The organism is Nocardia sp. NPDC006044 (assembly GCF_042871115.1).
In the GTDB taxonomy this organism is placed as follows: domain Bacteria; phylum Actinomycetota; class Actinomycetes; order Mycobacteriales; family Mycobacteriaceae; genus Nocardia.
Genome location: NZ_JBIAID010000001.1, coordinates 3,454,033 through 3,480,659, shown reverse-complemented (window position 1 = coordinate 3,480,659; position 26,627 = coordinate 3,454,033). Strand labels below are relative to the sequence as shown.

General features: G+C 67.5%; 24 protein-coding genes. 16 read left to right on the top strand and 8 right to left on the bottom strand.

Annotated elements, in window-relative coordinates; all coding sequences use genetic code 11:
- Window positions 1-57: 57 nt before the first annotated feature.
- From ACFYO1_RS15860 to ACFYO1_RS15805, 12 genes are all read left to right on the top strand, one after another.
- Window positions 58-729 (top strand): 1,4-alpha-glucan branching protein, encoded by a 672-nt coding sequence (locus tag ACFYO1_RS15860; RefSeq protein ID WP_387231072.1) that lies wholly within the window; start codon window positions 58-60, stop codon window positions 727-729.
- A gap of 146 nt (window positions 730-875) precedes the next feature.
- Window positions 876-1,439, top strand: a complete 564-nt coding sequence (locus tag ACFYO1_RS15855; RefSeq protein WP_387231071.1) for a DUF4232 domain-containing protein — start codon at window positions 876-878, stop codon at window positions 1,437-1,439.
- A 261-nt stretch (window positions 1,440-1,700) separates the two neighbouring features.
- Window positions 1,701-2,294: a DUF308 domain-containing protein gene (locus tag ACFYO1_RS15850; protein ID WP_387231070.1), complete on the top strand. Its 594-nt coding sequence runs from the start codon at window positions 1,701-1,703 to the stop codon at window positions 2,292-2,294.
- 78 nt (window positions 2,295-2,372) lie between these two features.
- On the top strand, window positions 2,373-3,794 hold the full coding sequence (locus ACFYO1_RS15845; protein WP_387231069.1) for a S8 family peptidase: 1,422 nt from the start codon (window positions 2,373-2,375) through the stop codon (window positions 3,792-3,794).
- 207 nt (window positions 3,795-4,001) lie between these two features.
- On the top strand, window positions 4,002-4,760 hold the full coding sequence (locus ACFYO1_RS15840; protein ID WP_387231068.1) for a hypothetical protein: 759 nt from the start codon (window positions 4,002-4,004) through the stop codon (window positions 4,758-4,760).
- Window positions 4,761-4,866: 106 nt separating this feature from the next.
- Entirely contained in the window at window positions 4,867-6,087 is a 1,221-nt protein-coding gene (locus tag ACFYO1_RS15835) for a DUF418 domain-containing protein (RefSeq protein ID WP_387231067.1), read from the top strand.
- A 231-nt stretch (window positions 6,088-6,318) separates the two neighbouring features.
- Entirely contained in the window at window positions 6,319-6,645 is a 327-nt protein-coding gene (locus ACFYO1_RS15830) for a WXG100 family type VII secretion target (protein ID WP_387231066.1), read from the top strand.
- A 49-nt stretch (window positions 6,646-6,694) separates the two neighbouring features.
- Window positions 6,695-6,997 (top strand): WXG100 family type VII secretion target, encoded by a 303-nt coding sequence (locus ACFYO1_RS15825; protein ID WP_387231065.1) that lies wholly within the window; start codon window positions 6,695-6,697, stop codon window positions 6,995-6,997.
- Window positions 6,997-8,469, top strand: coding sequence for an ADP-ribosyltransferase (locus ACFYO1_RS15820; RefSeq protein ID WP_387231064.1), 1,473 nt, complete (start codon window positions 6,997-6,999; stop codon window positions 8,467-8,469). The genes ACFYO1_RS15825 and ACFYO1_RS15820 overlap by 1 nt, the downstream gene beginning before the upstream one ends.
- A gap of 9 nt (window positions 8,470-8,478) precedes the next feature.
- Window positions 8,479-8,724, top strand: coding sequence for a hypothetical protein (locus ACFYO1_RS15815; protein WP_387231063.1), 246 nt, complete (start codon window positions 8,479-8,481; stop codon window positions 8,722-8,724).
- Window positions 8,725-8,873: 149 nt separating this feature from the next.
- Window positions 8,874-9,446, top strand: coding sequence for a TetR/AcrR family transcriptional regulator (locus ACFYO1_RS15810; protein ID WP_387231062.1), 573 nt, complete (start codon window positions 8,874-8,876; stop codon window positions 9,444-9,446).
- Window positions 9,443-10,828, top strand: a complete 1,386-nt coding sequence (locus tag ACFYO1_RS15805; RefSeq protein ID WP_387231061.1) for an MFS transporter — start codon at window positions 9,443-9,445, stop codon at window positions 10,826-10,828. The genes ACFYO1_RS15810 and ACFYO1_RS15805 overlap by 4 nt, the downstream gene beginning before the upstream one ends.
- A gap of 170 nt (window positions 10,829-10,998) precedes the next feature.
- Here ACFYO1_RS15805 and ACFYO1_RS15800 read toward each other — a convergent pair whose 3' ends face one another.
- From ACFYO1_RS15800 to rox, 3 genes are read right to left on the bottom strand one after another with little or no spacing between them, the layout of a single operon-like run.
- Window positions 10,999-12,165 carry an alpha/beta fold hydrolase gene (locus tag ACFYO1_RS15800; RefSeq protein ID WP_387231060.1) on the bottom strand — a complete coding sequence of 389 codons (1,167 nt, stop codon included), beginning with the start codon at window positions 12,163-12,165 and terminating at the stop codon, window positions 10,999-11,001.
- Window positions 12,162-12,749, bottom strand: a complete 588-nt coding sequence (locus ACFYO1_RS15795) for a TetR/AcrR family transcriptional regulator (RefSeq protein ID WP_387231059.1) — start codon at window positions 12,747-12,749, stop codon at window positions 12,162-12,164. The genes ACFYO1_RS15800 and ACFYO1_RS15795 overlap by 4 nt, the downstream gene beginning before the upstream one ends.
- Before the next feature lie 59 nt (window positions 12,750-12,808).
- Window positions 12,809-14,230 carry a rifampin monooxygenase gene (rox, locus tag ACFYO1_RS15790; RefSeq protein ID WP_387231058.1) on the bottom strand — a complete coding sequence of 474 codons (1,422 nt, stop codon included), beginning with the start codon at window positions 14,228-14,230 and terminating at the stop codon, window positions 12,809-12,811.
- Window positions 14,231-14,514: 284 nt separating this feature from the next.
- Here rox and ACFYO1_RS15785 point away from each other — a divergent pair, with 284 nt between their 5' ends.
- Window positions 14,515-15,336, top strand: coding sequence for an alpha/beta fold hydrolase (locus tag ACFYO1_RS15785; protein ID WP_387231057.1), 822 nt, complete (start codon window positions 14,515-14,517; stop codon window positions 15,334-15,336).
- A gap of 102 nt (window positions 15,337-15,438) precedes the next feature.
- On the opposite strand, the gene ACFYO1_RS15780 is transcribed toward ACFYO1_RS15785, so the two are convergent.
- A complete protein-coding gene (locus tag ACFYO1_RS15780) occupies window positions 15,439-17,244 on the bottom strand; it encodes a hypothetical protein (RefSeq protein ID WP_387231056.1) in 1,806 nt (601 codons plus the stop codon).
- Window positions 17,245-18,467: 1,223 nt separating this feature from the next.
- On the opposite strand from ACFYO1_RS15780, the gene ACFYO1_RS15775 reads away from it, so the two are divergent.
- From ACFYO1_RS15775 to ACFYO1_RS15765, 3 genes are all read left to right on the top strand, one after another.
- Entirely contained in the window at window positions 18,468-19,895 is a 1,428-nt protein-coding gene (locus ACFYO1_RS15775; RefSeq protein WP_387231055.1) for an alpha-amylase family protein, read from the top strand.
- A gap of 191 nt (window positions 19,896-20,086) precedes the next feature.
- Entirely contained in the window at window positions 20,087-20,485 is a 399-nt protein-coding gene (locus tag ACFYO1_RS15770) for a hypothetical protein (RefSeq protein WP_387231054.1), read from the top strand.
- Window positions 20,470-21,288: an SDR family NAD(P)-dependent oxidoreductase gene (locus ACFYO1_RS15765; protein WP_387231053.1), complete on the top strand. Its 819-nt coding sequence runs from the start codon at window positions 20,470-20,472 to the stop codon at window positions 21,286-21,288. The genes ACFYO1_RS15770 and ACFYO1_RS15765 overlap by 16 nt, the downstream gene beginning before the upstream one ends.
- A gap of 89 nt (window positions 21,289-21,377) precedes the next feature.
- On the opposite strand, the gene nuoN is transcribed toward ACFYO1_RS15765, so the two are convergent.
- From nuoN to nuoL, 4 genes are read right to left on the bottom strand one after another with little or no spacing between them, the layout of a single operon-like run.
- On the bottom strand, window positions 21,378-23,003 hold the full coding sequence (gene nuoN, locus ACFYO1_RS15760; RefSeq protein WP_387231052.1) for an NADH-quinone oxidoreductase subunit NuoN: 1,626 nt from the start codon (window positions 23,001-23,003) through the stop codon (window positions 21,378-21,380).
- Window positions 23,000-24,622, bottom strand: coding sequence for an NADH-quinone oxidoreductase subunit M (locus ACFYO1_RS15755; RefSeq protein WP_387231051.1), 1,623 nt, complete (start codon window positions 24,620-24,622; stop codon window positions 23,000-23,002). The genes nuoN and ACFYO1_RS15755 overlap by 4 nt, the downstream gene beginning before the upstream one ends.
- The gene (locus tag ACFYO1_RS15750; protein WP_387231050.1) at window positions 24,619-24,744 is read right to left on the bottom strand and encodes a hypothetical protein; all 126 of its coding nucleotides are present in this window, start codon (window positions 24,742-24,744) and stop codon (window positions 24,619-24,621) included. Before ACFYO1_RS15750 ends, ACFYO1_RS15755 begins: the two co-directional genes overlap by 4 nt.
- Complete coding sequence (nuoL, locus tag ACFYO1_RS15745) at window positions 24,741-26,627, bottom strand: NADH-quinone oxidoreductase subunit L (protein WP_387231049.1); 1,887 nt, start codon at window positions 26,625-26,627, stop codon at window positions 24,741-24,743. The genes ACFYO1_RS15750 and nuoL overlap by 4 nt, the downstream gene beginning before the upstream one ends.

Below are 26,627 nucleotides of genomic sequence, written 5' to 3'. Positions count from 1 at the left end.
TCCCATAAACTCGGGGGCACAGCGCCGCCGCGGCGCGGAAGCAGGAGGAGTTCGAGCATGGCCGTCATCCACGAGACGACGATGGTACCCACGAAAGTGGAGTTGCTGACTTCGTGGTTGCCGACCAGGTCGTGGTATCGCGGTGACGCCGTGCCGGTTCTGGATCGGGTCGGGGGGTTTCGGCTCGATGATCCGGACGGGGAGGTCGGGATCGAGTTCATGGCGGTGACCGACAGTTCCGGCGACGAGCCCGTCACCTATCAGGTGCCGTTCGCTTATCGCGGGGCGCCGCTCGACGGAGCCGAGCACGCGCTCATCGGCACCTCCATGCACGGTGTGCTCGGGCAGCGGTGGCTCTATGACGGGACGCGCGATCCGGTGGTGGTCGCGCAGATCCTGGCGTTGCTCGAGGGAACGGCGCAGCCGCAGGCGCAGCACGACAGCGGGAAGATCGACGAGTCGGTCGCGGTGGTGACGCCGGAGATCGCGGTTCCCGCACTCGGTTCGGAGCCGGTGTCGGCGGAGGACGGATCGGCGCGCACCGACATCATGGTCGGTGCGCGGGTGCCGGGCAGCACGGCGATCGTCCGCATCAATCGCATTCTGCGACCAGGTGACGCCCAGTCCGAACGGGCCGGCGCGGGTCACGTCAGCGCGCCGTGGCGGCTGCCGGACGGTTCGTCGGCGCGCGGGGTTTTCCTGACTTTCGCCGGGCACGCGGAGGATTAGCGGTCGGTCGAAATCTGCACGGCCGCAATAACGTTCGAGTGAGTTGGCGAGACACACGCCCGCTCTCCTGCGACCATGTCCTTATCGGAGTGAACGGATAGCACAGCGGGGACCGCCAGCTCCGACGGCGAAAGGATCTGAATCCTATGTCGAAACGGACCGATCGGTACGCACGGATCGCCCTCTGCGCGGCGGTGCTCGGCGCCGGCGGATGCGCGAGCAACCCGGCAGCAGACGACGCGCCGCCGAGCGTCGGCAGCAAGCAGATTTCCCCCTGCGCCCCCGGCCAACTCGTGCTCAGCGCCACCGAGGTCTCACCCGGCGCGACCCATCGCGGCGTGCAGATCACCATCGGCCTGATCAACGGCACCCCGGCGTGCGAGATCTCGGGCTACCCCGAGGTCGAGGCCGACGAGGGCGGGCCGGCCATCCGCGCCGATCACACACCCCGCGGCTACCTCGGCGGACTCCCACCCGACCGCGACGCACCCCCACCGGTCACCGTGACCGACAGCAACGTCCCCGCCTCCGGTGCCGCCTCGGCCATCGTCGAGGGACTGGCCGTCGACGCCGCCGGCAACCCGTGCCCCACCTACACCCGATTACTCGTCACCCCGCCGAATGTCCCCGCGCCCCACCCGATCGCAACCACCATCACCGCGTGCACCCTGGAAGTCCACCCGCTACTGGGCGCAGACATGCATCCTTGAGCCAGCGCGCCAAGAGGTCCAAGTGGTGACCGCCGCACAGCGAGTCCGGCCGGCCGCGCCACCGCCAGTAGTGGGGCGGCCTGCCGACCGAGCTCGGACTCGTGCACGGAGTGGCAGGCACCGCCCAGAATCTCGTCGGCTAAGTGACCGTCCGTCCCCGATCCTCCCGCTCGGCGCAGCCTGACCACACCACGATCAGTCGCCGCACCGAGTGAAAGCAAACACGCGGCTACCGGAACGATCCGGCCATATCATGTAGCTATGCCCGAAGGCGAGCTGGAAGGGCGTACGGAACCACTGTCCGGGAGTGCCCGGCAGGCGATAGTGGTGGCCGGTGCCTGCTCGATGATCGTGGGTGTGGTCTTAGCGGTGTGGCCACACAAGTCGATGCCGACCGCGGAGCTGCTGTTCGGTCTGTATCTGCTGCTCAACGGCGCGTTGCAGATGGTGATCGCGTTCGGTGCGAAGTTCGCGCCCGCTTTGCGGGTCCTCGTTTTCGCCAGTGGTCTGGTGTCGATGCTGCTGGCCGTGCTGTGTTTCGCGGGCGGGAATTCGGCGCTGCTGCTGTCGTTCTGGATCGGGCTGGCGTGGGCGGTGCGCGGGATCTGTCACGCCACGGTCGCGGTCTGGTCGAACGATCTGGCGGGTGCCGGTCGGCAGGAAGTGTTCGGGCTGGCGACGATGGTGCTCGGCGTCGTGGTCGGCGTGCTGCCCTTCGATTCGGTGGACGTGCTCGGGCTGGTGGTCGGTCTGTTCCTCATCGTGATCGGGACGATGGAGGTGCTGAGCGTCGCGGCGGTGCGGCACGGCGTGGTGGCTCTGCCCGGTGTGTCGCGCATGCGTGCGGTTCGCTGAGGCAGGTGATGCGGAGATGCGGCCGTCGCGTAACCCATTACGGCAGCTCCCGGTCCGTGCACGCGGTTGACTTGAACGATGGCACCGCAGCAATCCGCGCCCCGCTCGCCGGCGGAACTGATCGTGGTCACCCACGGCCCGGACTCCTCGCTCACGACGAGCGCGCTCAGCGACAGTCGCGGCGCCGAGGCGCGGCTGACCGAGTTGCTGCCGGCCGGTGGCCGGCTCGCGCGTATCTTCGGACCGCCGAATCGGCTGCATCAGCGCGTCGCGGGAACTCCACACGAGCCCGTCGCCGCGGAGTACCTGAAGTTCTTCTCCGTCCGTGGTGCCACCGATGGACTCGCGGAGCTCGCCGCCCGGCTGCGCGACGACGACCTGGTCGACGGCGCGTACCTCAAACCACCTTCCGAACCACCGATCGCCCCGGACAGCAAGGGCGACACCGCGGCCGCCGACGCGCCGCCGGTCACCCCCAATTTCGAAGCGCGCCAGGGCTACCTGGAAGCCGCGCCGCAAGGGGTCGACGCGCACTGGGCGTGGACCGTGCCCGGCGGACGCGGACAAGGCGTGCGGGTGATCGACATCGAGGGCGCGTGGCGATTCACCCATGAAGACCTGCTCGTCAACCAGGGCGGAGTGATCGGCGGCGATCCCTCCCCGGATCAAGGGTGGCGCGATCACGGCACCGCGGTCGCCGGCGAGATCAGCGGCGACGTGAACGCCTTCGGCATCACCGGCATCGCACCCGAGGCGCTGATCCGGGCGGTCTCGATCTTCGGACCGGGATCGGCCACCGCGATCCGAACCGCCGCCGACGCGCTTGGTGCAGGCGATGTCATCCTGCTCGAACTGCACCGTCCCGGACCACGATTCAACTACGCGGGCCGCCCGGACCAGGCGGGCTACATCGCGATCGAATGGTGGCCGGACGATCTCGCCGCGATCCGGTACGCGGTCGGGCGCGGAGTCATCGTGGTGGAGGCCGGCGGAAACGGTGCCGAAGATCTCGACGCCGCGCTCTACGACACGCGCCCCGCGGGCTTTCCCGCCGCGTGGCGCAATCCGTTCCGCGGTGGCGCGGCCGATTCCGGCGCGATCATCGTCGGCGCGGGTGCACCACCGGCCGGTTTCCACGGTCGCGACCACGGGCCCGGCCGGTCGCGACTGGCCTTCTCCAACTTCGGTTCCCGCGTCGACGCTCAGGCGTGGGGGCGCGAGGTCACCACCACCGGTTATGGCGATCTGCAAGGCGGCTCCGACGAAGACCTCTGGTACACCGACGTGTTCAGCGGAACGTCGAGTGCGTCTCCGATCGTCACCGGGGCCGTCGCCAGTTATCAGGGAATCAGCACGGCGGCCGGTCACCGCAGAACACCCGCCGAGGTGCGTGCTCGCTTGCGTGCCACAGGATCGCCGCAGACGAGCGCACCGGGCCGCCCGGCGAGCCAGCGCATCGGCAACCTTCCCGATCTGAAGGCGATGGCCGCGCCCCACTGAGTCTCGGGGGGAGATGAACCGTCGATGCCGCAGTTCCGTGTAGCAGACAGCGGCTGAATCTGCGTCACTACTCACCGGGCCCTGTCGGTGTTCGCGACAGCAACCACCGGTGTCGAGTAGCTGGTCACGGGGTATTCGAGTAGCCGGGCACTCGTGGCACAGCAGCCGGAAGTTGGCACTGTGAGGGTGGCAAGGAAGGAGCTCACAATGAGTGCAATCCATATTCGCGCCCCCGGACACCATCATCCCGGACTGGCAGGCGGTGCAGGTCTGCACAACATGATCGTTTTCGGCACCGGCGTCGACTGCTACGTCTCGTACCAGCCGACGTTCCAGGCGCCGCACAACTTCCAGATCCTGCTCGCCATCGAGTTGGACGAGCGCGGCAGCCGGGCCCTCGGCGCGGATCGGCGGATCGGCTACACCGACATCCACACCTTCGACCCCGAGGCTTTCCCCGTCGCCGACCTGGATCCGAATCGCCCGCGCCCGCGCCGGTCGTTCCACGGCACCCTGATCCGCGGCCGGCGCGAACGCGGCAGCATCGCGATCGCCACCGGGGTGCGGGCGACGGTGCGCGAGGTCGTCCACTTCGCCGAACTCGAACCGGAACGCGAACGCGGCCGCGGCCTGCTCACCCACATCTGCTTCGGCCGGCCCGACCGGATGTATCTGGCGCACCACATCACCCGCCAACCCAGTTTCGATCAGATCGTCACCGCGCGGCTCATCCCCGGCACCGTGACCGACCTGCTCGGCGAGCCACTCGCCGACGAGATCGCCGCCGCGGGCTTCGCGCAGGCACAACCGATCATCCTCGGGCAACGCGAGTTCACCGGTTCCCGGTTGCGCGCGGGGGAGTTGGCGGTCGCGGCGTTCCCGGCCACGGCCGGTGGGGCGCAAGGGTTTCTGGCCGAGATCGTGGTCGATCGGCAGATCTATCTGGAGGTCGCCGACCTCGCGTGAGCGATGTCAATACGCCGTAGGTCGCGGTCGCTACCGTCATACGTCGGTGCGCGGGTCAGCCCGCCGGCCGACGCGCGGGCCGGGCCCACGGCGTTAATTTCGACCCATGCCCGAATCGATTCTCCCCGTCACCGCGGCGGGTCGACGGATCGCGGAAGTCGATATTCTGCGCGGATTCGCGCTGTTCGGCATCCTCATCACCAATGTCATGGTCGCGACCACGCTGTGGTCGTTCGGCGGGACCGCCGACGATCCGAAGCCGCGTTTCGACGGGCCCGTCGACCACTTCGTCAGCGCCGCGGTCAACGGGCTGTTCGAGGGCCGGTTCTATCTGCTGTTCGCGTTCCTGTTCGGTTACTCGTTCACGTTGCAGATCGCGGCGGCGCAGCGTGCGGGCGCGTCGGCGAACGCGCGGTTGCTGCGGCGCTGCCTGGCATTGCTGGCGATCGGGCTCGCCCACGTTTTCCTGCTGTGGATCGGTGACATCCTCACCCTCTACGCGGTCCTGTGCCTGATCCTCATCCCGCTGAAGAAGCTGAAGCCGCGTACCGCCGTGATCACCGGTGCGATCCTGTACGTGGTGTGGTGCGGCTGGGCGTTCCTGCCCAGCGACACCCCCGACGACGGAACGAAGGCGCTGGCCAGTCTGTTCGACCTGCAACGGATCCACGACGGATACAACGGGACCTTCGGCGACACCTTCGCCGACCAGATGTGGCTGGCACCCCTGTTCATCGCGCTGATCTGGTTCACCCAGGGCGTGACCAGCTTCGCCATGTTCCTGCTCGGCATGGCGGCGGGCAAACGCGAGCTGCTGACCGATCGGGAGACGTTGCGGCGCTGGGCGCCTCGCATCTTCGCCGGCGGCCTGGCGATCGGCCTGCCGGTCTCGGCGGTGACCTTCGCCGCGACGATGCAATGGATCACCCCGCCCGGCATCTGGGCCGGCGTGCAACAACTCGTCAACCCGCTGATGACCTTCGCCTACATGGCGGGCATCATCTGCCTCACCCAGTCACCCCGCACCGCACCGTTCGTCAGCCGGCTCGCGCCCGCCGGTCGGATGGCGGCCTCCAACTACATCGGCCAATCGGTCGTCCTCATGGTGATCTACACCGGCTACGGATTCGCCCTCGCCGACCGGATCCCACCCGCCGGCGTTATCGCCATCGCCCTGCTCACCTACGCCGCCCAGCTCACCCTCAGCACCTGGTGGTTGCGCAACCACCGCTACGGTCCGGTCGAGTGGGCCCTGCGCTCGGCGACCTACCTTTCTATCCCGGAGTGGAAGCGTCGCCCGGAACAGGTTCCGGCGCAAGCGGATTGAGTCGTCGATCAGGCGCGCCGACGGAACAATCCTGTCGAGGATGGTTCCGCGCCTTCGCGGACTATCGTCCGCGTCGAGGTGACAGAAACACCGCGTAGACGGCCCCCTCTTCGGTAGTGCACTATGCCCGGGGCGACCAACGGTCAGAGAGTCGATAGATTCGAGTGGAACCATCGGTGTCCCGTACGCGTCCAATTCTGCAAGACTGCACCCGAGCCCGAGGAGCAACGAGTGACCGACAATGCCGCGAGTGCGGCACCAACCTTCAACGTTGTGCCGGAGCAGGTCAGCGAGACCGGTCGCTATGTGCAGGCCGCAGCGCAGAGTCTCATCGACGGTCTGCGTTCGGCCTCGGCTGACGTCAACGCGCTCGAGTCGAGCTGGCATGGCACCGCGGCGACGGCGTACGCCGCTGCGTGGGACGAGGTGCACCGCGGTGCCCTGGGTGTCTTCGAAGCCCTCGCCGACATGGCCGACCTGCTCGGCGTGGTCGTCGACCGCACCGCAGCCACCGACGCGGCCAATGCGGCAGCGGTCAGCTCCCTCGACCTGCCCTGACCTGTAGGACACTCGAGCCGCACCGAGACCCGTTGGGGGACAACACACCATGACCGAGCAATACCGCGTCGACCTCGCTCACTTGGACACCGTCACAGCCAAGGTGACCACGCTCAACGCACTCGTCGCCGACACACTGACCGAGCTGGACAAGCGCATCGCCACAGTCCAATCGAGCTGGACCGGTGCCGCCGCCGACGCGCACGCCAACGCGCACGCCGAATGGATCGCCTCCGCCACCGTGATGAGTGAGGGGATCGAGAAGATGCGCGCCGCCGCGGCCGCGGCACACGCGTCCTACGAGAACGGAACCGCGGCCAGTCTCGCAATGCTGGGCCGTGGTGGCGCCTGATGACCAGCACCGTTCTCGATGTAGACACCACCGTCTATTACGACACCGCAAACAAGATTGCAGCAGGTGCGGCGGCCTGGTGGGAAGCGATCGACGCGCGCTGGCCGGAGTTGGAAAAAGCCAACCACATGGCGGGCTCCTACGAGGACGCCGTGAACTGGGCCGCCTCCTACGACAAACGCGCGGCCGAAATCCTGAAAATGGTGGAAAAGGTGGCGACGGCCGCGCACACCTACGCCGTCGTGCTCAACGAACTGGGCTACACCCGCGCCCTGTCCGAGCACAACGCGACCATCGATGCCGGTCAACCTCCGACCAAGCCCGCGGCTCCGCGCTACCCGGTGCTGGCGTGCCGGGTGCCGCTGCCCAGTGCGGGCGGCCCCGGCCAAGGACTGGTAGACGGCGGGCTCGGCCTGGTCGCGAAGATCGGGCTCACTGTGCCCGACGGCAACGCCACGACGATCAGCAACGCGGCACTGACCTGGGATGCAGCGCGTAATTCCGAGGGAGCCGCCGGATTCCCCGCGGTGCTCGAGGCTGCCGCGGTCGCGTTCCAAGACGTCGTCGCCCCGGAAGCGGCATTCATCGATGAGGACCTGCGCGCGCTGAAAGCGTCGGCCGAATCGACGCTGACCGCCATGGGTGACCTGGCCCAGTCGTGCCGCGATCACCGCATCGCGCTCGATGAGCTGCGTGAACTGCTGAAGCAGCAGCTCGAAATGGTGCGCGATGCGCTGATCCAGGAATTGGCGATCACCGCGACCATGTCGGTCGCCTCGAGCTTCATCACCTTCGGCGCCGGTGCCGCGATCGGACTGGCCGCGACCGCGGCAATCTGCGCGCGCTACGCCCGGCCCATGCGCGTCATCATCGAAACCTGGCGCTCCAATCGCAAGATCAGCGCCGGAGTGAAACTCGACCAGGACCTACTACGGGCCAGACGTGAATGCGAACGACTCGAAGACCTGGCACCGGGCGGACGGCTCAAACCCAAACGCGACCCGACGCCCGCCGAATTGCTGGACGATGTCGATCGGGCCGCGCTCTGGGAATACACCGGTCCGGAGGCTGAGGTATTGAATTACATGCTCCGCCATGAACCCGGCAACCTGAACAGGGCACAGCAACTCCGGGTGGAAGAGATCACCAAGGCCCTCGACAAACTGCCCGACTATCAAGGGACTGTCACGCGTCGAGTGAATCTCGACGCTGATGACCTGGCCCGATACACCGACGGCAAATCGATCACGGAACCGGCGTTTACGTCGAGTTCCCGCCACCCGGACGCGGCATTCAACAGGCCGGTCGAATTCCAGATATATTCCGAGCACGGCAAATCCGTTGAGCAATTCGCACGGAAACCCGAAGAACTAGAAGTGCTATTTCGACCGGGCACGACATTCGATGTCCTGAAACAGCATCCACCCGACGCGAACGGCCGCATCATCATAGAAATGATCGAACGACCCTAAGGACATGTAATGGCCGAATACTACAAAGGGCGACGGGTTTCCTCCCGCGAAGAAGACGGATTACCACCGATCAGCGAAGAGAAGATCGCCCAAGCCCGCGCATCTTTCGCCGCGTTCAACGCACACCGCGACGCCGTTCCCGAAGACCAGCGCATCCACCTGTCCAGCCGATTCGGCGACGATGATTTCGGCGACGACGAAGTACCCCGCAACCCGGACGGCACCCGTAAGGACAGAAGCGAAGGCCACGGGTAGGGGGCGTCGCTGGCAGCTCGAGGCGGATGCTGCGTGCCCCGGCCAACCGTGCCGGGCACAAAGCAGTCGATCTTCGGCGGTTTCGGACGAGAGCTAGCCGGATCGACGTCACATTTTGTTAGTAGTTAGTAACTGGTAACTTAACGTTCATGGCGGAACGGATGAGCGGGGTCGAGCGGCGTGGTCAGGTGCTGGCCATTGCGGCGAAGGAGTTCGCGGAGCACGGATTGCACGGGGCGTCTACCGAGGCGATCGCGCGCGCGGCGGGGATCACACAGGCGTACATCTTTCGGATGTTCGGGACGAAGAAGGCGCTGTTCCTGGAGTTGGTTCAGGGGGCGTTTGCGCGGGTCAGCGACGGGATGCGGGCGGCGGGCGAAGGAAAGACCGGTCTGGACGCGCTGTCGATGATGGGTGCGCAGTACTTCGATCTGCTGGCCGACCGGACCGGATTGTTGTTGCAGCTGCAGGGTTTTGCCGCGTGCGGGGATCCGGAAGTGCGGGATGCGGTGCGGGCGTGTTTCGCCGCGATGTGGGAGACAGCCGAGGACGGCACCGGGCTCGAGCCGGTGACGGTGAAGACCTTTCTCGCCTTCGGAATGCTGTTGAATGCCGGTGCCGCGATGGATATCGACCAGGTTGGCGAGGTGTGGGCCGAGGGGGTTCGCACCCGGATCCAGCCAGGTCTGTTCGCGCACATCACCACCGAGGCGAACCGATGACCACCAGCAGCGATGTCCGGCAGACCGGACGGCTCGGCGTCGCACTGGTCTCCACGGCGTTGGCGGGAGCGGTGGTCGGCAGCGTCGGCGCACCCCTCATCACGCCGGTCGCCAGCGGAATGCAGGTGTCGCTGAATGCCGCGCAGTGGACCTTGACCATCACGCTGTTCAGCGGAGCGATCGCCGGCCCGGTGCTCGGCCGGCTCGGCAGCGGGCGGTATCGCCGGGTCACGATCCTGGTCACGCTCGCTCTGGTCTCGGTGGGCGGGCTGCTGACCGTGCTGCCACTTCCGTTCGCGGCGTTGCTGATCGGACGCGGACTTCAAGGGCTCGCGGTCGCGGTCGGGGCGCTGTTGATGAGCGTGGCCCGCACCCACCTGCCGCCGGAGCGGTCGGCGTCGACGATCGCCGCGATATCGGTGGCGTCGACGGTCGGCATCGGGGTCGGTTACCCGGCGATCAGTCTGCTCGACCAACTCGCCGGATTGCGTGCCGCGTATGGGCTCGGGCTCCTGCTGTCGGTGGCGGCGCTGGTCATCGCTTGGCGGACACTGCCTTTCGAGGTGCCCGGCGAGCTGCCTCGAATCGACGTCACCGGTGCACTGCTGCTGGCGGCGGGCACCCTCGCGATCCTGCTCGTCGTCGCCGAACCTTCGATATGGTCGACCGCGTGGCTGGCCGGCGGGATCCTCGCCGGTGCGGTGGCGGTCCTGGCCGTGTGGGCATTCGTCGAATTGCGCAGCACGGCACCGTTGGTGAACCTGCGGCTGCTCGCGCGTGCGCCCGTTCTGCGTGCGAACCTGGCGATACTCGTCGCCGGGATCGGTTTATATCTGCTGTTCAGCCTGTTCACCCGCTATGTGCAGACACCGGCCGGCGCGAACTACGGATTCGCGCTTCCCGGTGTCGCGGCGGGCGCGGCGCTGATCCCGTTCTCGTTGCTCGGATTCGTTGCCGGAAAGGCGGTGCCGCGGCTCGTCGCGCGCATCGCCGAACGCCGGACGTACGCGCTCGCGGTAGTCATCGCCGGCGCGAGCGTGATTCTGTTCACCGCCGCCAGCGGGTCACTGCTCGCTGTCCTCGCCGCGATCGCCCTGCTCGGCTTCGGCGTCGGCGGCGTCTTCGCGGTGATGCCGAAGCTCGTCCTCGTCGGCGTGCCGCCCGAAGAGACGGCCAGCGTGCTCTCGATCAATCAGATCGCCCGCAGCATCGGCATGAGCATCGGCAGCGCGGTCACCGGCTTCCTGCTCGCCGCCGGCACACCGATCGGCGCGGTCTTCCCCGACCGGAACGGATACCTCACCGCAGCACTCTGGGCCCTACCCCCACTCGCCGCCAGCACCCTGATCATCGCCGCCAACCGCCCAGCACGAGCATCCTGACCAGCGCTCGCAATAGCCCCCCAGCCCGCCTCCCGCCGAGCGGGACCTCATGGTGCGCCCACTCGCACTTTGCCTCCATAAAGTCCCACTCGGCGACAGGCAGGCCGGGGGCGGCCAGCCCGTCGGCATGTCCGAACTTTAGCGCCAGTTGATGCACTCGCGCCGCGACGCTACTGGACCCGAGTCGCCAGCAGCAGATTCAGGAGTTGGGTGGCGAATTCGGTGGGCGCATCGGTGAAACCGCTGTGGCCGCCGGGGAATTCGGTGAGGGGGAGATTCAGGTGTTCGGCGAGGGTGGCGGCGGGGCGGTGGGGGAGGTGGCCGCGGGTTTCCTTGCCGGCGGCGAGGATCAGGCGATCGGTGTGGGTGGCGAGGGTGGGTTCGTCGGGGAGGTAGGAGGTGATGGGGCGGAGTTCGTGGGCCATCATGAGGTCGGCGTTGTCGTGCAGGCGCTGGATCATTTCGGCGGCGCGGGGTGGTAGGTCGGCGGGGTTCGGCATGGGCTTCATGGTTCCGCCGATGCCTTGCAGGAAACGGGCGCCCGCTGCGGCGATTCCCTCGGTGCGGAACAGGAGGTAGACCTCGTCGATGAAAGCCTTCTGCTCGGCGGCGTCGGGAAGCACTGCGAAGCAAGGTGGTTCGTGGGCGACGACCAGGCGCAGACGCTCAGGGTGGTAGGTGAGTAGGTCGAGAGCGACGACGGCGCCACCGCTTCCACCGAATACGTAGGCATCTTCGCCTGCGGGAGTGAGGGTTTCGAGCAACCGGTAGGCGTCCTCCCGTTGCGCCGCTATCAGCCCATCGTCCTGCTGGGCTGACCCGGCGGTGGCGTCTCGCCGTCCCACGTTCAACTCATCGGCCGGCCGGTCGGTGGATTGGCCGGTGTCGTCTCGCCGCGGCGCGATCACCAGGTTGACCTGCTCGGCGGATCGGAAGCCGTTGTCTCGCCGCGTCGCTATCAGCCGACCGCCCCGCCCGGTGGATCGGTCGGTGTCGTCTCGCTGGGCCGTGATCAGCTCATCGTCCGGCTCGGTGGATCGGACTGTGTCGTGTCGCTGCGTCGCTATCAGCCCATCGACCTGCTCGTCGAACCGGACAGCGTTGTCTCGCTGCGCCGCCATCAGCCGATGTCCAGGCTCCTCGGAGTCGATGATGCTGCGCGAATACCCGCGGGGGTCGAGCGTGACGACGGTGAAATGCGCGGCGAGGGTGTCGGCGATCGGGTCGAAGACCGCCGCGTCACCGCCGCTGCCCGGCAGGAGCAGCAGGACGGGTCCGTTGCCGCGCACTTCGTAGTAGAGCGTCGCGCCGGGAACCTTCAGGGTGTCGGATCTCATTGTTGTTCCTTGTCGTTGACCGGCCACTGCTCGAGGGTGACGTGCAGGGCGTCGATGATGCGCGCCCACGAGGCGGCGGTGTCGCGCGAATGCCCGAAGCCGCCGGTCGCCTCGAGCGCGGCGTAGCCGTGAAAGGTGCTGCGCAGCAACCGGACCGCGTCGGTGAGGTCGGGTTCGGCCAGACCGTAGGCGCGCAGCATGCGGTAGGTGAGTTCGATGCCGCGCAGCGCAGCCGGGTCGACGTCGACGATGCCGGGTGCCGTCGGCGTCTGCGTCGCGGCGTAGCGGCCCGGGTACCGCAACGCATACTCACGCCAGGCGTCGGCGTACGCGGCGAGCGCGTCGCGGCCGGCCCGTCCGGCGACGGCACTCGCGATCAGGTCGGTCTTCTCGACCGCGGCGAGCATCGTGACGCGCGCGCGGAGTTCCTGAAGGTTCTTGACGTGGGAGTAGAGACTGGCGTCTTTGACCCCGAACTTCTTGGCCAAGGCCGACATCGTCACGTTGTCGAACCCGATCTCATCGGCGAGATCTGCTGCGGCGCGGGTGATCCGCTCGGCGGTCAGCCCGGCTCGTGCCATCATGTGCGCCTCCATAACCTAGTGCCCCTAGTTTATAAACTAGGGGCACTAGGTTTGGCAACTCAGGTGGCCGAGCCGAACCACTTCGCCAGCGCGGCGTCGAGCTCCTGCTGATCCGCACCGGCCCACGCCACGTACCCGTCCGGCCGCAACAGCACCGCGGGCGCGTCGACCTCCTCGCTCACGTCGACCACGTAATCGACCCGATCCGCCCAGCCCGCCGCCGAAAGCCGGCCCGTCTGATCGAGCAACAACCCCCGCCCGTCCCGCATCAGCTCATACAGCCGTCCCCGCTTCAACCCCACATCGCGCAGCCGCCGCCCGAGCAGCGCATGCCCCGCACCGAAGTCGTACCGGACTCCGACCGCGATGATCATCTCGGTCAGAAACCGGCTCACCTCCTCGAAGTCCATCAGCCGCGCCACCAGCCGCCGCACCGCCTGCGCGCCCGGCTCGAGGGACAGCAACTCCATCTGCGCCCGCGTGTTGTCGAGGACCTCGGCCGCCACCGGATGACGCTCGTTCTGATAGCTGTCGAGCAACCCGTCCGGCGCCCACCCGCCGATCTCCGCGGCCAGCTTCCAGCCGAGGTTGAACGCGTCCTGGATACCGAGATTGAGCCCCTGCCCACCCATCGGCGGATGCACATGCGCCGCGTCACCGGCCAGCAGCACCCGGCCGACCCGATAACGCTCGGCCTGCCGGGTGGCATCGCCGAACCGCGACAACCATCGCGGTGAATGCGCACCGAAATCGGTGCCCGCGGTCGCCACCAGCTGCTGCTTCATCTCCGCCAGCGTCGGCGGCACCCGGCGGTCCTCGGCCACCTCCGCGGCCGGCGCGACGACCCGGAACACCCCGTCGCCCAACGGCATCGCGCCGAACCGCAGCTGCGTCTTGCGGACTTCGGCGTTCACCTCGTTGATCGTGTCCAACGACGCGGTCAGCTCCATCTCGCCCAGCAGCGTGTCGACCCGGCTCGGCTCACCGGGAAACTCGACGCCGAGCAACTTGCGCACCGTGCTGCGCCCACCGTCGCACCCGACGAGATAGCGCGACCGCCACCGCGTGCCGTCGGCCACCTCGACACCCACTCCGTCCGCGTCCTGGCTCAGCCCGACCACTTCACTGCCGCGCCGGATCTCGACGCCGAGTTCGACGGCGTGCTCGGTCAGCAGTCGCTCGGTGATCGGTTGCGCGATGCTCAGCACATACGGATGCGCGGTGTCCAGCGGCCCGGTCGGCTTGCGAATGCCGGCGAAGAACCCGTTCAGCGGATGCTTGGTGCCGAGCTCGAGAAACCGCTCCAGCAGGCCGCGCTGATCCATGATCTCGATGCTGCGCGCATGCAGGCCCAGCGCGCGGACCACCGCGCTCGGCGCCGCCTCCTTCTCCAGCACGAGCACGTCCACCCCGCGCAGCCGCAACTCGGCGGCCAGCATCATCCCGGTCGGTCCGCCACCGGCAATGATCACGTCAAGCATGAAATCTCCCATTCGAGGTTGCGTCCGACCTACTCCGCACAGTTCGACGGCATCCGCGTTCGCGTCGAAGTGCGCGCCCCCCCCCCGCATTTACGCAGGTTGGGGCGTCGGCCGACCATTGTGCGGCACCACCCGGGTCTTGCCGCAAGCCCCCGTGTGCGATATATATTGAAAGGGACAGGGAGACATCTCCCTGTCTTTGTCGTTTTCCGGCGGCCGATGAATTCCGAACGCGCCCACCGTCGAAAGTCATGAGCACACAGCTCCAACGCAGAGGAGAACTCATGACCCAGACCTCGTCCGTCGCCACCCACACGCTCGATGTCCCCGGCGCCCGCCTGCACTACGAGCTGCGCGGCAGCGGACCGCTGATCGCCATGGTCGGCTCCCCGATGCGCGCCGCATCCTTCGCCCCGGCCGCCGAACTGCTCGCCACTGACCACACCGTGCTCACCATGGACCCGCGCGGGCACCACGGCAGCGTCCTCGACGACCCCGAGCAGGACTCGACCCCGGAACTGCGCGCCGACGACCTCGCCCGCATCCTGACCCACCTCGACGCGGGCCCGGCGGTGGTCCTGGGTTCCAGCGGCGGCGCGGTCACCACGCTGGCGCTGGTCCAGGCGCACCCGGAACTGCTCAGCACCGCCATCGCCCACGAGCCCCCGCTCCACCTCGTACTCGACAACCACGCCGAATTGCGCTCCGGGACAGATGATCTCGTCGCCACCTACGCCAGCGGTGACGTGCTCGGCGCGTGGCGCAAGTTCTTCGCGAACGCGAATATCGCGATGCCCGAGCCGATGCTCGAGCAGATGTTCGGCGGCGACCGCGCGCCGGCGGATGTCGCCAGCGAACGCTTCTGGTACCTGCACGAGATCGAGGGAACCAGTTGGTGGGCACCGGATCTCGCCGCGTTGCGCGCGACCCCGGTCCGGGTGATCGCCGGAATCGGCGAGGCTTCGGCGAACCAGTTCTGCGACCGCACGACCCGGGCGCTGGCCGCGCAGATCGGCATCGAGCCGACGCTGTTCCCGGGCGGGCACGCCGGATTCGTCGACGATCCCGCTGCTTTCGTGACCCGGCTGCGGGCCGTACTCGATTGATCCATCGGGACGTCCTGGACAGCGGCGCTGCCCTCACCGCCGTCCAGGACGCGGACCGGGCGACCTGATGAGGGCGAGGCCGTCCGGTGTCACCACCCGGGCTTAAGTGAGACCCCGGATGAATTCGGCCAGGTACTGCCCGCTGTAGTCCGGTTTGCCGTTGTTCTGCACCGCGGCCGCGCCGATCGTATCGATGTGGGTGTAGCCCGGCAGGGTCTCCACCTGCGCCGTCGGCGGGGTCGGCACCCAGGTGCCCACGCCGTACTGCACCACGCTGTCACCGGCGAAGGCGACGAAGTTCGGCTTGGTGCGACTCATGTTGTGGTAGCGCAGATTCACCATGTCCCCGCTGCGCGCGCCGGTGAGGCCGGCACCGAGATCGATGATCATGCGCAGCGGAAAGTAGGTCTCCCAGTAGGCCGTTGGCGCGCCGGTGCCCAATTGCCTTGCCACCTCGTGGATGTCGGCGGTCTCTCGGTTCGGCGCGGTCCACGGGACGCCGACCACGTCGTTGTAGTTGCGCCAGGTGTAGAGCGCGTTCCGGTCGGTCGGCGCGACGCGCGTCTGCGGGCCCGCGCTGATCCGCAAGTAGTTGCCCAGCGCCGGAATCTGCGTCGCCCCACCGCCGTTCGGGAAGGTCTTCTCCTGCACCGGCCCGCCGGACAGCGCGCCGACGCCTTGTTGCAGCAGCGCGAAATTGCCGGAGTTGTTGTCGATGAACGTGCCGAGCAACGCCGCGTTGGTGAACCGGTAGTCGCGGATGGTGCCCGAACCGTCCGCGCCGCCGGTCGCCACCGCAGCCCAGGTCTGGCCGAACATGGTGGTCAGCGTCGCCTCGATTTCGGGATCGTGCAGGTGCGCGAGCAGCTGGCTCTCCTCGTCGGGCGCGAGATGCGCCGCGAGACCGGCCAACCGGTAGAGCACCATCGCCTTCGTGCCGATCACCGGCACCGGGCCGAGGGTGCGCATCGGCAGCACGCCGCTGTCGAAACCGGCCTTCAGCACGTTGTTCGTCGGGCTCATGAGCGCGTCGGTGAGGTCGTGGAAGAACGGCGTGTTCTGGATCGCGGCCGGATCCGAGGACACCATCGTGTCCTGGGCGGCGAACGCGGCGCACTGGTTGTAGCCCGCGTCGGCCTGCGTGGCCGGGTTGCCGTCGAAGTCCCAGTCCGAGAAGAGCCCGGTGACCATCCCGCCCATCGAGATGCCGGTGCAGACGTATTTGCGCTGCCGCTCGGCCTGATCCGGCAGCTCGTGCAGCATGATCTCGTACTGGTCCCGGATCACCCGCTCCACGCCGATCGAATCGAGAATCGGCAGGTCCTGCGAGGCCTTGAAACCGGGGAAGATACGGCCGTCGATCGGCTTGCCGTTGAAGTAGTAGTCGACCGCGTCCAGGTAGTTCCCGGTCTGCAAGGCGAAGTCGAAGCCCGCTGTCTCATCCAAGCAGGACCCGCGCCGGGCCAGCGACCAGAACTCGATGTTTCGACCGAGAGATTTCGCCGAGCGCACCGTGTTGCCCGCCACGCCCTCGGAATTGACTGCGCCACCGGCCAATCCCTGCTGCTGCACGACCACCGCGTCCGCGTCCCGCGCATTCTCCGGCCCGCCGACCGGCCGATACCGCAGATACCCGGTGCGGTCGCAGGCCTCCGGATGCGCGGGCGCGTTGGCCGGTAACGGCAGCCGGAAACTCACGTAGGACACCGCGATTCCGTCGCGGGTCGCGATCGGCTGTTCCTGCCGATCCGTGGCCGCCGAGGCGGGCGGCGCATCCGCCGCCGCCGATCCCGGCGCGACCAGCCCGGCGGCCACCACCGACATCACCACCGTTGCCGCCCAACCATTTCGGCGCTCCCCACGCCCCTGTTGTACCGACCGTCCGAGACGCCACGCTGCAATTCTCACGCTGAGTGACGTTGCCATGCGCTGAGAGCCACGTCACTGGGAGATTTGTCAGGAGATACGCATGGAGTTCATGCAGTTCGCCAAGTTGGACGCGGGTGGTCGCCGGGGAAAGCCCCTCCGGCCCAGACGGCTTGCGCGGCAAGGCTTACCCGATGAGAGCCGGTATGTCGTCGAACTTTTCGGCGGGTAGCGCAGCGGCGGCGGCTCGCCGACGCCCTACCGAGCCCGCAACCCGTGGGGCGACCGTCCCGCGTAAGCCCGAGCGGTCAACCGAAGGGATCCCCGTGCCTACCAACCGGCGGCCACGTCCTGCCCGCCGGCACCGTAGTCGATCACGACGACCCCGCTCGCAACCTGACCAACCGCTGAGCCCGTCGGATCATCAAGGCGAATCGACTCCACTACGTCCCACGGCGGCCAACCCAATCCGCGAGCGGGACCTGGTCGCGGCAAAGTACGAGTAGACCCACCACTATGTCCCGCCCGGCGAAAGGCGGCCTGCCGAGCGGGACAGGCGGGCGTCGACAGCGCGCTTACGGAGCCCGCTCGGCGAGCTTCCACCAGCCAGCGCCCCAACCTCGTCCGCCGATCCACAGAACGGGACATAGTTGCGGCGAAAGGTGATCGGACCCGTCCTCATGTCCCGCCCGGTGCATAGATGGACCTCGAACGGGACGTGAGATTGCAGTTGCCGGCGTGTCAGCACAACCAGATCCCGCTCGACGGCAACCCGACCGATGACCGGGAGATAGTGGAGCGGTCAGATCGGCCATGACAGCAGCGAAACGCGAGTTGCATTGTGGCCATGTCCCGCTCGGCGAACATCTGCCGCCGGACTCGACAAAACGGCGGTGAAGAGCGGGGGTTTGTCGTCATGTCCCGCCCGGCGAGGCGGCGGAATCCGGACGGGACACTGCTGCGGCGAACAGCGAGTGGGGTTGCCGTCATGTCCCGTTCGGCGGATAGGTGGCTGCCGAGTGGGGCATGGCGGCGGCGAAGAGAGAGTGGGACTGTCCTCATGTCCCGCCGGGCGGATAGGTGTCGAGGGTGGGGCATGGCGGCGCAAGCGAGTCGGGTTGCTGTCATGGCCCAATCGGCGCGAGCGTGGTCGGTGGTGCCTCGTGTGTGGAAGGCGAGTGAGTGGCTCGGCGCTGGGTTGCCGGTTCGGCGCGTCGGGCTGGAGGGGAGGTCGGGGGAATCGGGTGCTCGGATACAGTCGGCGCATGTTCCGGGTATGCGTGTTCGCGCTGGTCACTGCGGTGACGACGACGTGGGTTCCGGGCGAGGTCGCCGCTGAGGAGGTGGCTGAGCAGGGAGTGATCGCGCAGATGTTCGGGTGGAACTGGCGGTCTATCGGGCGGGAGTGTCAGGCGACGCTGGGACCGCTGGGGTACAGCGCGGTGCAGACTTCGCCGCCGGAGGAGCATTCGGTGTGGCCGGAAAAGGGGTTTCCGTGGTGGCAGGGGTACTCCGCGGTGTCCTACAAGCTGGACAGTAGGTTCGGTACGCGGGATGAGCTGGCGTCGATGGTGCGCAGTTGCCATGCGGCGGGGGTGCAGGTCTACATCGACGCGGTGATCAACAACATGTCCGCGTTGGAAGGCTGTGGGGTCGGCAGCGGACTCACGCCGTACTGCCACGAGCTGTACCCGGCGGTGCCCTACACCGAGCGCGACTTTCATCATTGCGGCACACCGGGGAACACTGTCGCGAACCTCGCGGACCGCTACCAGGTCTTCAACTGCCAGTCGTTCAACGGGGCGGATCTCGCGACCGGCGACGACTCCGTCCGCGACCGCATCGCCGGCTACCTCAACGATCTGCTGTCCCTCGGCGTCGACGGCTTCCGTATCGACTCGGCCAAATATATTGCGCCAGAGGATCTTGCGGCGATCGAACAGCGTCTGACCCGACCGGCCTACGTCTACCAGGAGGTCATCTACGGCTGGCAGGAAGCCGTGCAACCCGAGGAGTACCTCGCCACCGGCGCCGTCATGGATCTCCGCTACGCAGGCACCCTGAGCGCCATCTTCCGACACGGCCGCCTCGCCGGCCTTCGGACCTTCGACTCCGCTCTGCCCTCCGACAAATCCGTGGTCTTCGTCGCCAACCACGACACCGAACACCAAGGCACCACCCTCACCTACGCCGACGGCGACCGCTACACCCTCGCCAACGCGTTCATGCTCGCCTGGCCCTACGGTCGTCCAAAAGTGTTGAGCGGCTACGCATTCAACTCCTATGACGAAGCACCCCCGTCCGACCCACTCGGCCGCGCCACCGACGCCCAGTGCGGCGACGGCCACTGGCAATGCGAACACGCCTGGCCCGGCATCGGCCCCATGGTCGCCTTCCGCCACCAGGTCCAAGGTCAACCGGTAACCCACTGGTCCGACAACGGCGCCAACCGCATCGCCTTCGGCCGAGGCGCCGAGGGCTACCTCATCCTCAACGGCGAAGACACCTCAGCCACCGACACCTACCGAACCTCCCTCCCCGCAGGCCGGTACTGCGACGTCATGCACGGCACCCTCCGAGCCGGAACCTGCACCGGCCCGACCTACCAGATCGACAACGCCGGCCTCCTCCACGCCGAAGTCGCCCCCCAGTCCGGACTGGCTCTTCACACCGGGGCAGCCGTCTCCGAATAGCGCGTCCCGCGAGGTAAGAGGTCTACATCGCCTCGCAGAACCCACGTTGTGGGTACGCCCAGATCGGCCGGCCGCAACCATCCCAGTCGATCGAACAGCGGATACCCGTCCGACATCATCGGTGTGAGGGTAGTTCTCTGCGCCGACCTGCCGTGACCGCGGCGATGTCGGCCGGAGACGAGGGAGACTCGATGAGAAACGCCGATCACGGCCGCAGTATTCGCCGAATGGCCGCCGGCGCAGCGGTCGTGCTCGCCGCGGGTATCGCGCCGTTCGTAGTGGCGGGGCCGGCCTCCGCCTCGGCGAGCGGCTCGGTCGATTGCGGTAACGGAAAGCGTGTCGAAGGCGTGTGGATGAACGCCGGCGACCGCAGCGGGTGGGCCTACATCTGGGAGATCGAGGGGCCCTACCGGGTCGGCTGGTACCGCGAGGAAGTCAACCAGAACTCCTGGTACTCCATTGACGTCGGCTGCGGCTCCTGGCAGCCGACCTACCACAGCGACTACACCAACGTGCACTCCGGAGACTTCGTGTGCGTCCCGAAGGTCTCGAAAACCAGCAGTTACACCAATAAATGCTGGGACTCCTGATCTGTTCGCTGTCAACGGATTACCGGCGCAGACGTGGAATGATCGAGAACATGGTGGTGCCTCGGCGGGTCGCGTTGGTGACGGGGAGTTCGCGAGGGTTGGGGAGTGCGATCGCGCGGCGGCTTGCCGCTGACGGGATGGCTGTCGTCGTCAATGGTTTGCACGACGACGAGAAGGCGGCCGCCGTCGTTCGCGCGATCCGGGACGACGGCGGTGCCGCCGAGGCGATTTCGGCGGACGTCACCGATGCGGACCAGGTTCGCGAGCTCGTCACCACGATCACCGACCGCCTCGGTCCGGTCGACGTGCTGGTGCTCAACGCGACCGGACCGCAGCCCGAAGCGCCGCTCACCGACGTCACCTGGCCGGATCACCTTGCGCAACTGGACTTCTTCGTCAAGAGCCCGATCCTGCTCGGCCATCGGATAATCCCCGGCATGCGGGAACGCCGCTACGGCCGGATCGTGCATATCGACTCCGAAGTAGCCGACCGCCCGCCGCCGGGCCGCTCCGCGTATGCCACCGCCAAGCAGGCGCAGATCGGCCTGACCCGCAGCTGGGCCCGCGAACTCGCTCCCTTCGGCATCACCGTCAACACGGTCGCCCCCGGCTTCATCCCGGTCGAACGCCACGCCGATGTCCCCGACACCGTCCGCGACGCCTACCTCGCCACGGTCCCCGCCGCCCGCATGGGCACCCCCGAAGACATCGCCGCCGCCGTGAGCTTCTTCGCCGCCCCCGCGACCTCGTTCATCACCGGCCAACGACTCGTCGTGGACGGCGGCCGCGCGCTAGGCCCCTGACCTGATGCGCTGAGCTGTCGGCGGACCCCGAAACAAATCTGCCGCACACCCGATTTCGGGTGTGCGGCAGATGTAGGGCGATGACTACCTCACCGGACGAACGTCGCCGCCCGATCCGCCAGGTCCAGCAGCAGCTGCGGGAAGATGCCGAGGATGAGGGTGGCGCCTGCGCCGAAGGCGACGACGGTGGTGGTCAGGAAGGGGGAGACCACGATCGGGGCGTCGGCGGGCGGGTCGGTGAAGAACATCAGGACGATGACCCGGATGTAGAAGAACGCGGCGATCGCACTGCAGATCACGCCGACGATCACCAGGAAGGTCGCGTCGCCCGAGGCCGCTGCCTCGAACACCGCGAACTTGCTGACGAATCCACTCGTCAGCGGAAGCCCGGCGAACGACAGCAGGAACAGGGCGAAAACGCTGGCGAGCCAGGGAGACCGGCGACCGAGCCCGGCCCACTGGGACAACGCCCCGGCCTCTTCACCGGAGGCGTCGCGCACGAGGCTGACGACGGCGAACGCACCCACCGTCCCCAGCCCGTAAGCCACCAGGTAGAACAGGATCGCCGAAACACCCTTGTCGTTCGCCGCGACCAAGCCGGTCAGAATGAAACCGGCATGCGCCACAGACGAATACGCGAGCATCCGCTTCACGTCGGTCTGCGTGATGGCCATGACCGCGCCCACCGCCATCGTGGCGATGGCGATCGCGGCGAGCACCGGCCGCCAGTCGTCCTTCAACCCCGGCACCGCGACTTGCAGCACGCGCAACAGCGCACCGACTGCCGCGATCTTCGTCGCCGCCGCCATGAACGCCGTAACCGGCGTCGGCGCACCCTGATACACGTCCGGCACCCAGGACTGGAACGGCACCGTACCGATCTTGAACAGCAACCCCACCGCCAGCAACGCCACCCCCAGCAACGCGAGCATCGCGTTGTCCGGATGCAGCGCGATGGCGTCGGCGATCCCGGTCAACCGGACCGTCCCGGCCTGCCCGTACAGCAGCGCCACACCGTAGAGGAAGAACGCCGACGAGAACGCCCCGAGCAGGAAGTACTTCAGCGCCGCTTCCTGCGACAGCAACCGCTTGCGCCGGGCCAGCCCGCACAGCAGATACAGCGGCAGCGACAACACCTCGAGCGCGACGAACATGGTGAGCAGATCATTCGACGCCGGGAACAGCAGCAACCCGCCGACCGCGATCAACGTCAACGGGAACACCTCGGTCGTGGCGATCCCCGCTTTCACCGCCGCCCGCTCCATCGCACTGCCCGGCACCGAGGAAGCCTGCGGCGTAAACGCATCCACCCCGCGCCCGAGCGTCGCCGCGGCCGCACTCCAGGTGCCCGGCCCGCTGCGCGCCTCGACCCGGGGCTCGGCCCCGCGCTCGCCCATGAACAGCACGCCGAGGATCGCGACCACCAGAATGGTGCCCTGCAGGAACAGCGTCACCCCGTCGACGGCGACCGCACCGCTCATCGCGGTGGCCTCGGTCCCCGCCAGCAGAATCACCGCGACCAGCGCGGCGATCAACCCGGCCAGGCTCAGCAGCAGCTGCGCGCCGAACCGGAACCGCCGCCCCATGAACGCCTCGACCAGCACGCTGACCACGCCGGCGCCGAGCACGATGAGCATCGGTGAAAGCTGCCCGTATTCGACGCCCGGCGCCGGAATCGCCGCGGCGAGAGTGTTTCCGTAGTCCAAGGAAGTCACTTAGCTCCTCCGGAATGTTCGGCTTTACCGGCCTCGGGCAGCGCGGGCGCCGCCGGTGCCGGGTCGTGCTTGCCGATGGTCGTCAACGTCTGGCTCACCGCGGGATTGATGAAGTCCAGGATCGGTTTCGGGTAGACGCCGAGGAACAGCAGCGCCGCGATCAACGGCACCACCACCGCGAGCTCGCGGGGCACCAGGTCGTAGATGCGTTCGTTGCCCTCCTTGACCGGCCCGGTCATCATCCGCTGATACATCCACAGCACGTACAGTGCCGCGAGCACCAGTGCCCCGGTCGCGATCACCGCGGCCACCTGGTAGCGGGCGAATGTGCCGACCAGCACCAGGAATTCGCTGATGAACGGCGCGAGGCCGGGCAGCGAGAGGGTGGCCAGACCGGAGATGAAGAACGTGCCGGCCAGGATCGGCGCCACCTTCTGCACGCCGCCGAAGTCGGCGATGAGCCGGGTCCCGCGCCGTGACACCAGGAATCCGGCGACCAGGAACAGCGCGGCGGTGGAGATGCCGTGGTTGACCATGTACAGCGTGGCGCCGGTCTGTCCCTGGCTGGTCATCGCGAAGATGCCCAGGATGATGAACCCGAAGTGCGAGATCGAGGTGTAGGCGATCAGCCGCATCACATCGGTCTGCCCGATGGCCAGCAGCGCACCGTAGATGATGCCGATCACGGCCAGCGTGATCACCAGCGGCGCATAGGTACTCGACGCGTCCGGGAACAGCATCAGGCAGTAGCGCAGCATGCCGAACGTGCCGACCTTGTCGACCACCGCCATCATCAGCACCGCGCTCGACGGCGTCGCGGCCACCGCAGCGTCGGGCAACCAGGTGTGCAACGGCCACAGCGGCGCCTTCACCGCGAACGCGAACATGAACCCGAGGAACAGCGCGTTGAGCACCGCGGGCGCCGCCGTCAGCTGTCCGGAGTTGGCCGCGGCGACCACCGCGCGGAAATCGAAGGTGCCCGCCGAGTCCGCGCCGAGTCCGTCGCGCGCGGTGACCACGTACAACCCGATCACCGCGGCCAGCATGATCAGCCCGCCGAACAGGTTGTACAGCAGGAACTTCACCGCGGCCCTGGACCGCTGCTGACGCATCTCCGGATTCGCCGACCGCGGCCCGAATCCGCCGATGAGGAAGTACATCGGGATCAGCATGGCTTCGAAGAACACGTAGAACAGCAGGATGTCGAGCGAGACGAAGGAGATCAGCACCATCGCCTCGACCAGCAGGGTCAGCGCGACGTAGGTGTGCGACACTCGCCGCCCGCTGCCGACCTCCCGCTCGTCGTGCCAGCCGGCCAGGATCAGCAACGGCACCAGCACCGTGGTGAGCAGCACCAGCACCAGCGCGATCCCGTCGACCCCGACGGTGTACCCGGCGCCGAACGCCGGGATCCACTCGTGGTCCTCGACGAATTGATATTGCGCCCCATCGGGTTCGAACTGCACCGCGAGCACGATGGCGACCGCGAGCACCGCCACCGACACCACCAGCGCGAGTATCCGCGCCAGGAGTCGCTGCCCCGCGGGCAGCAGCAGCACCACGATCGCGCCGATCACTGGTGCCAACCACACTGTGGTCAACCAGGGAAAGTCGGTCACCTGAACCTCACCGCCAGCAGGGCAGCGGCCACCAGGGTCGCGCCGGTGAACATGGACATGCGGGGCGCGCGCTGGAACGGCAAGGGGCGCGACCACGCGGGCAACCAGGGATACACGCTCACCACAGCCGCACCGCCAGCAGCGCGGCGGCGACCAGAGCGGCGCCGGTGAACATGGACAGGGCATAAGACCGCACGAATCCGGTTTGGACGCGCCGGATTCGGCCGGACAGGCCACCGATCAGCGCGGCCGTCCCGTTGACGATTCCGTCGATGCCGCGGTTGTCGAGGAATACCAGCGCGCGGGTCAGATAGCTGCCCGGCCGCATGAACGCCGCCTCGTTGAGCGCGTCACCGTAGAGGTCCCTGCGGGCCGCGAGGGTCAGCGCGGACGCCGATTCCGGTGCGGTCTCCGGGATTTCGCGCTGTGCGTACTGGTAGTAGGCGAAGCCGACGCCGATCGCGACGACCACCAGCGCGAGCGCGGTGACCACACCCGCCGGGACGGTTTCCTCGCCGTGATGCGCGCCGACCACCGGTTCCAGCCAGTTCTGCAACGAGGAACCGAAAGCGAACAGCGCACCCGCCGCGACCGATCCGATGGCCAGCAGGATCATCGGCCCGGTCATCACCGCGGGGGATTCGTGCGGATGGGTATCAGGCTTCCAGCGCTTCTCGCCGAAGAACGTCATCATCATGACCCGGGTCATGTAGAAGCCGGTGAGTCCGGCACCGAGCAGCGTCACCGTGCCGAGCGTCAAACCGCTTGCGCCGCCCTGGTTGAACGCCACCTCGATGATCTTGTCCTTGGAGAAGAACCCGGCGAACGGCGGCACCCCGATGATCGCCAGGTAACCGAGCCCGAAGGTGACGTAGGTGATGGGCAGCAGCTTGCGCAGTCCGCCGTAGCGGCGCATGTCGGTCTCGTCGTCCATCGCGTGCATCACCGAACCCGCGCCGAGGAACAGTCCGGCCTTGAAGAACCCGTGGGTGAGCAGATGCATGATGGCGAAGGCGTAGCCGGCCGGGCCGAGGCCCGCGGCCAGCACCATGTAACCGATCTGGCTCATGGTGGACGCCGCGAGGGCCTTCTTGATGTCGTCCTTCGCGCAACCGACGATCGCACCGAACAGCAGCGTCACCGCGCCGACCAGCACCACACCCAGTCGCGCGTCGGGCGCCAGGTCGAAGATCGGACCCGAGCGGGCGATCAGGTACACACCCGCGGTGACCATGGTGGCCGCGTGGATGAGCGCCGACACCGGTGTGGGGCCCTCCATCGCGTCCCCGAGCCAGGATTGCAGCGGCACCTGCGCGGACTTACCGCACGCGGCGAGCAACAGCAGCAACCCGATCGCGGTGAGCGTTCCCTCCCCGGCCTGCGGCGCGCCCGCGAACACATCGGTGAAGTTGATCGACCCGAAGGTGGAGAACATGACGAACATGGCGATCGCCAGTCCCATGTCGCCGACCCGGTTGACCACGAACGCCTTCTTGGCGGCGGTGGCCGCGGTCGGCTTGTGGTACCAAAACCCGATCAGCAGGTAGGACGCGAGGCCGACGCCCTCCCAGCCGAGATAGAGCACCAGGTAGTTGTTCGCCAGCACCAGCAGCAGCATGGCCGCGAGGAACAGGTTGAGGTAGGCGAAGAATCGACGACGACCCGGGTCGTGACTCATGTAGCCGATGGAGTAGATGTGAATCAGCGAGCCGACGCCGGTGATCAGCAGCGCGAAACACATGGACAGCTGGTCCAATTGGAGGCTGAAGTCGGCTTGCAGCCCGGCCACCGGAACCCAGCTGAACAGGTCGGTGTGGATGCCGCGCTGGGCGTCGGCGCGGCCGACCATGTCGAAGAAGCCGACGCCCGCGACGACGAAGGCGGCCAGCGCCATCACGGTGCCGAGCAGGTGTCCCCACTTGTCGCTGAACCGACCGGAGAGCAGCAGGATTATCGCGCCTGCGAGGGGCAGGGCGGGCAGCAGCCAGAGCGTTGCCGTCTCCAT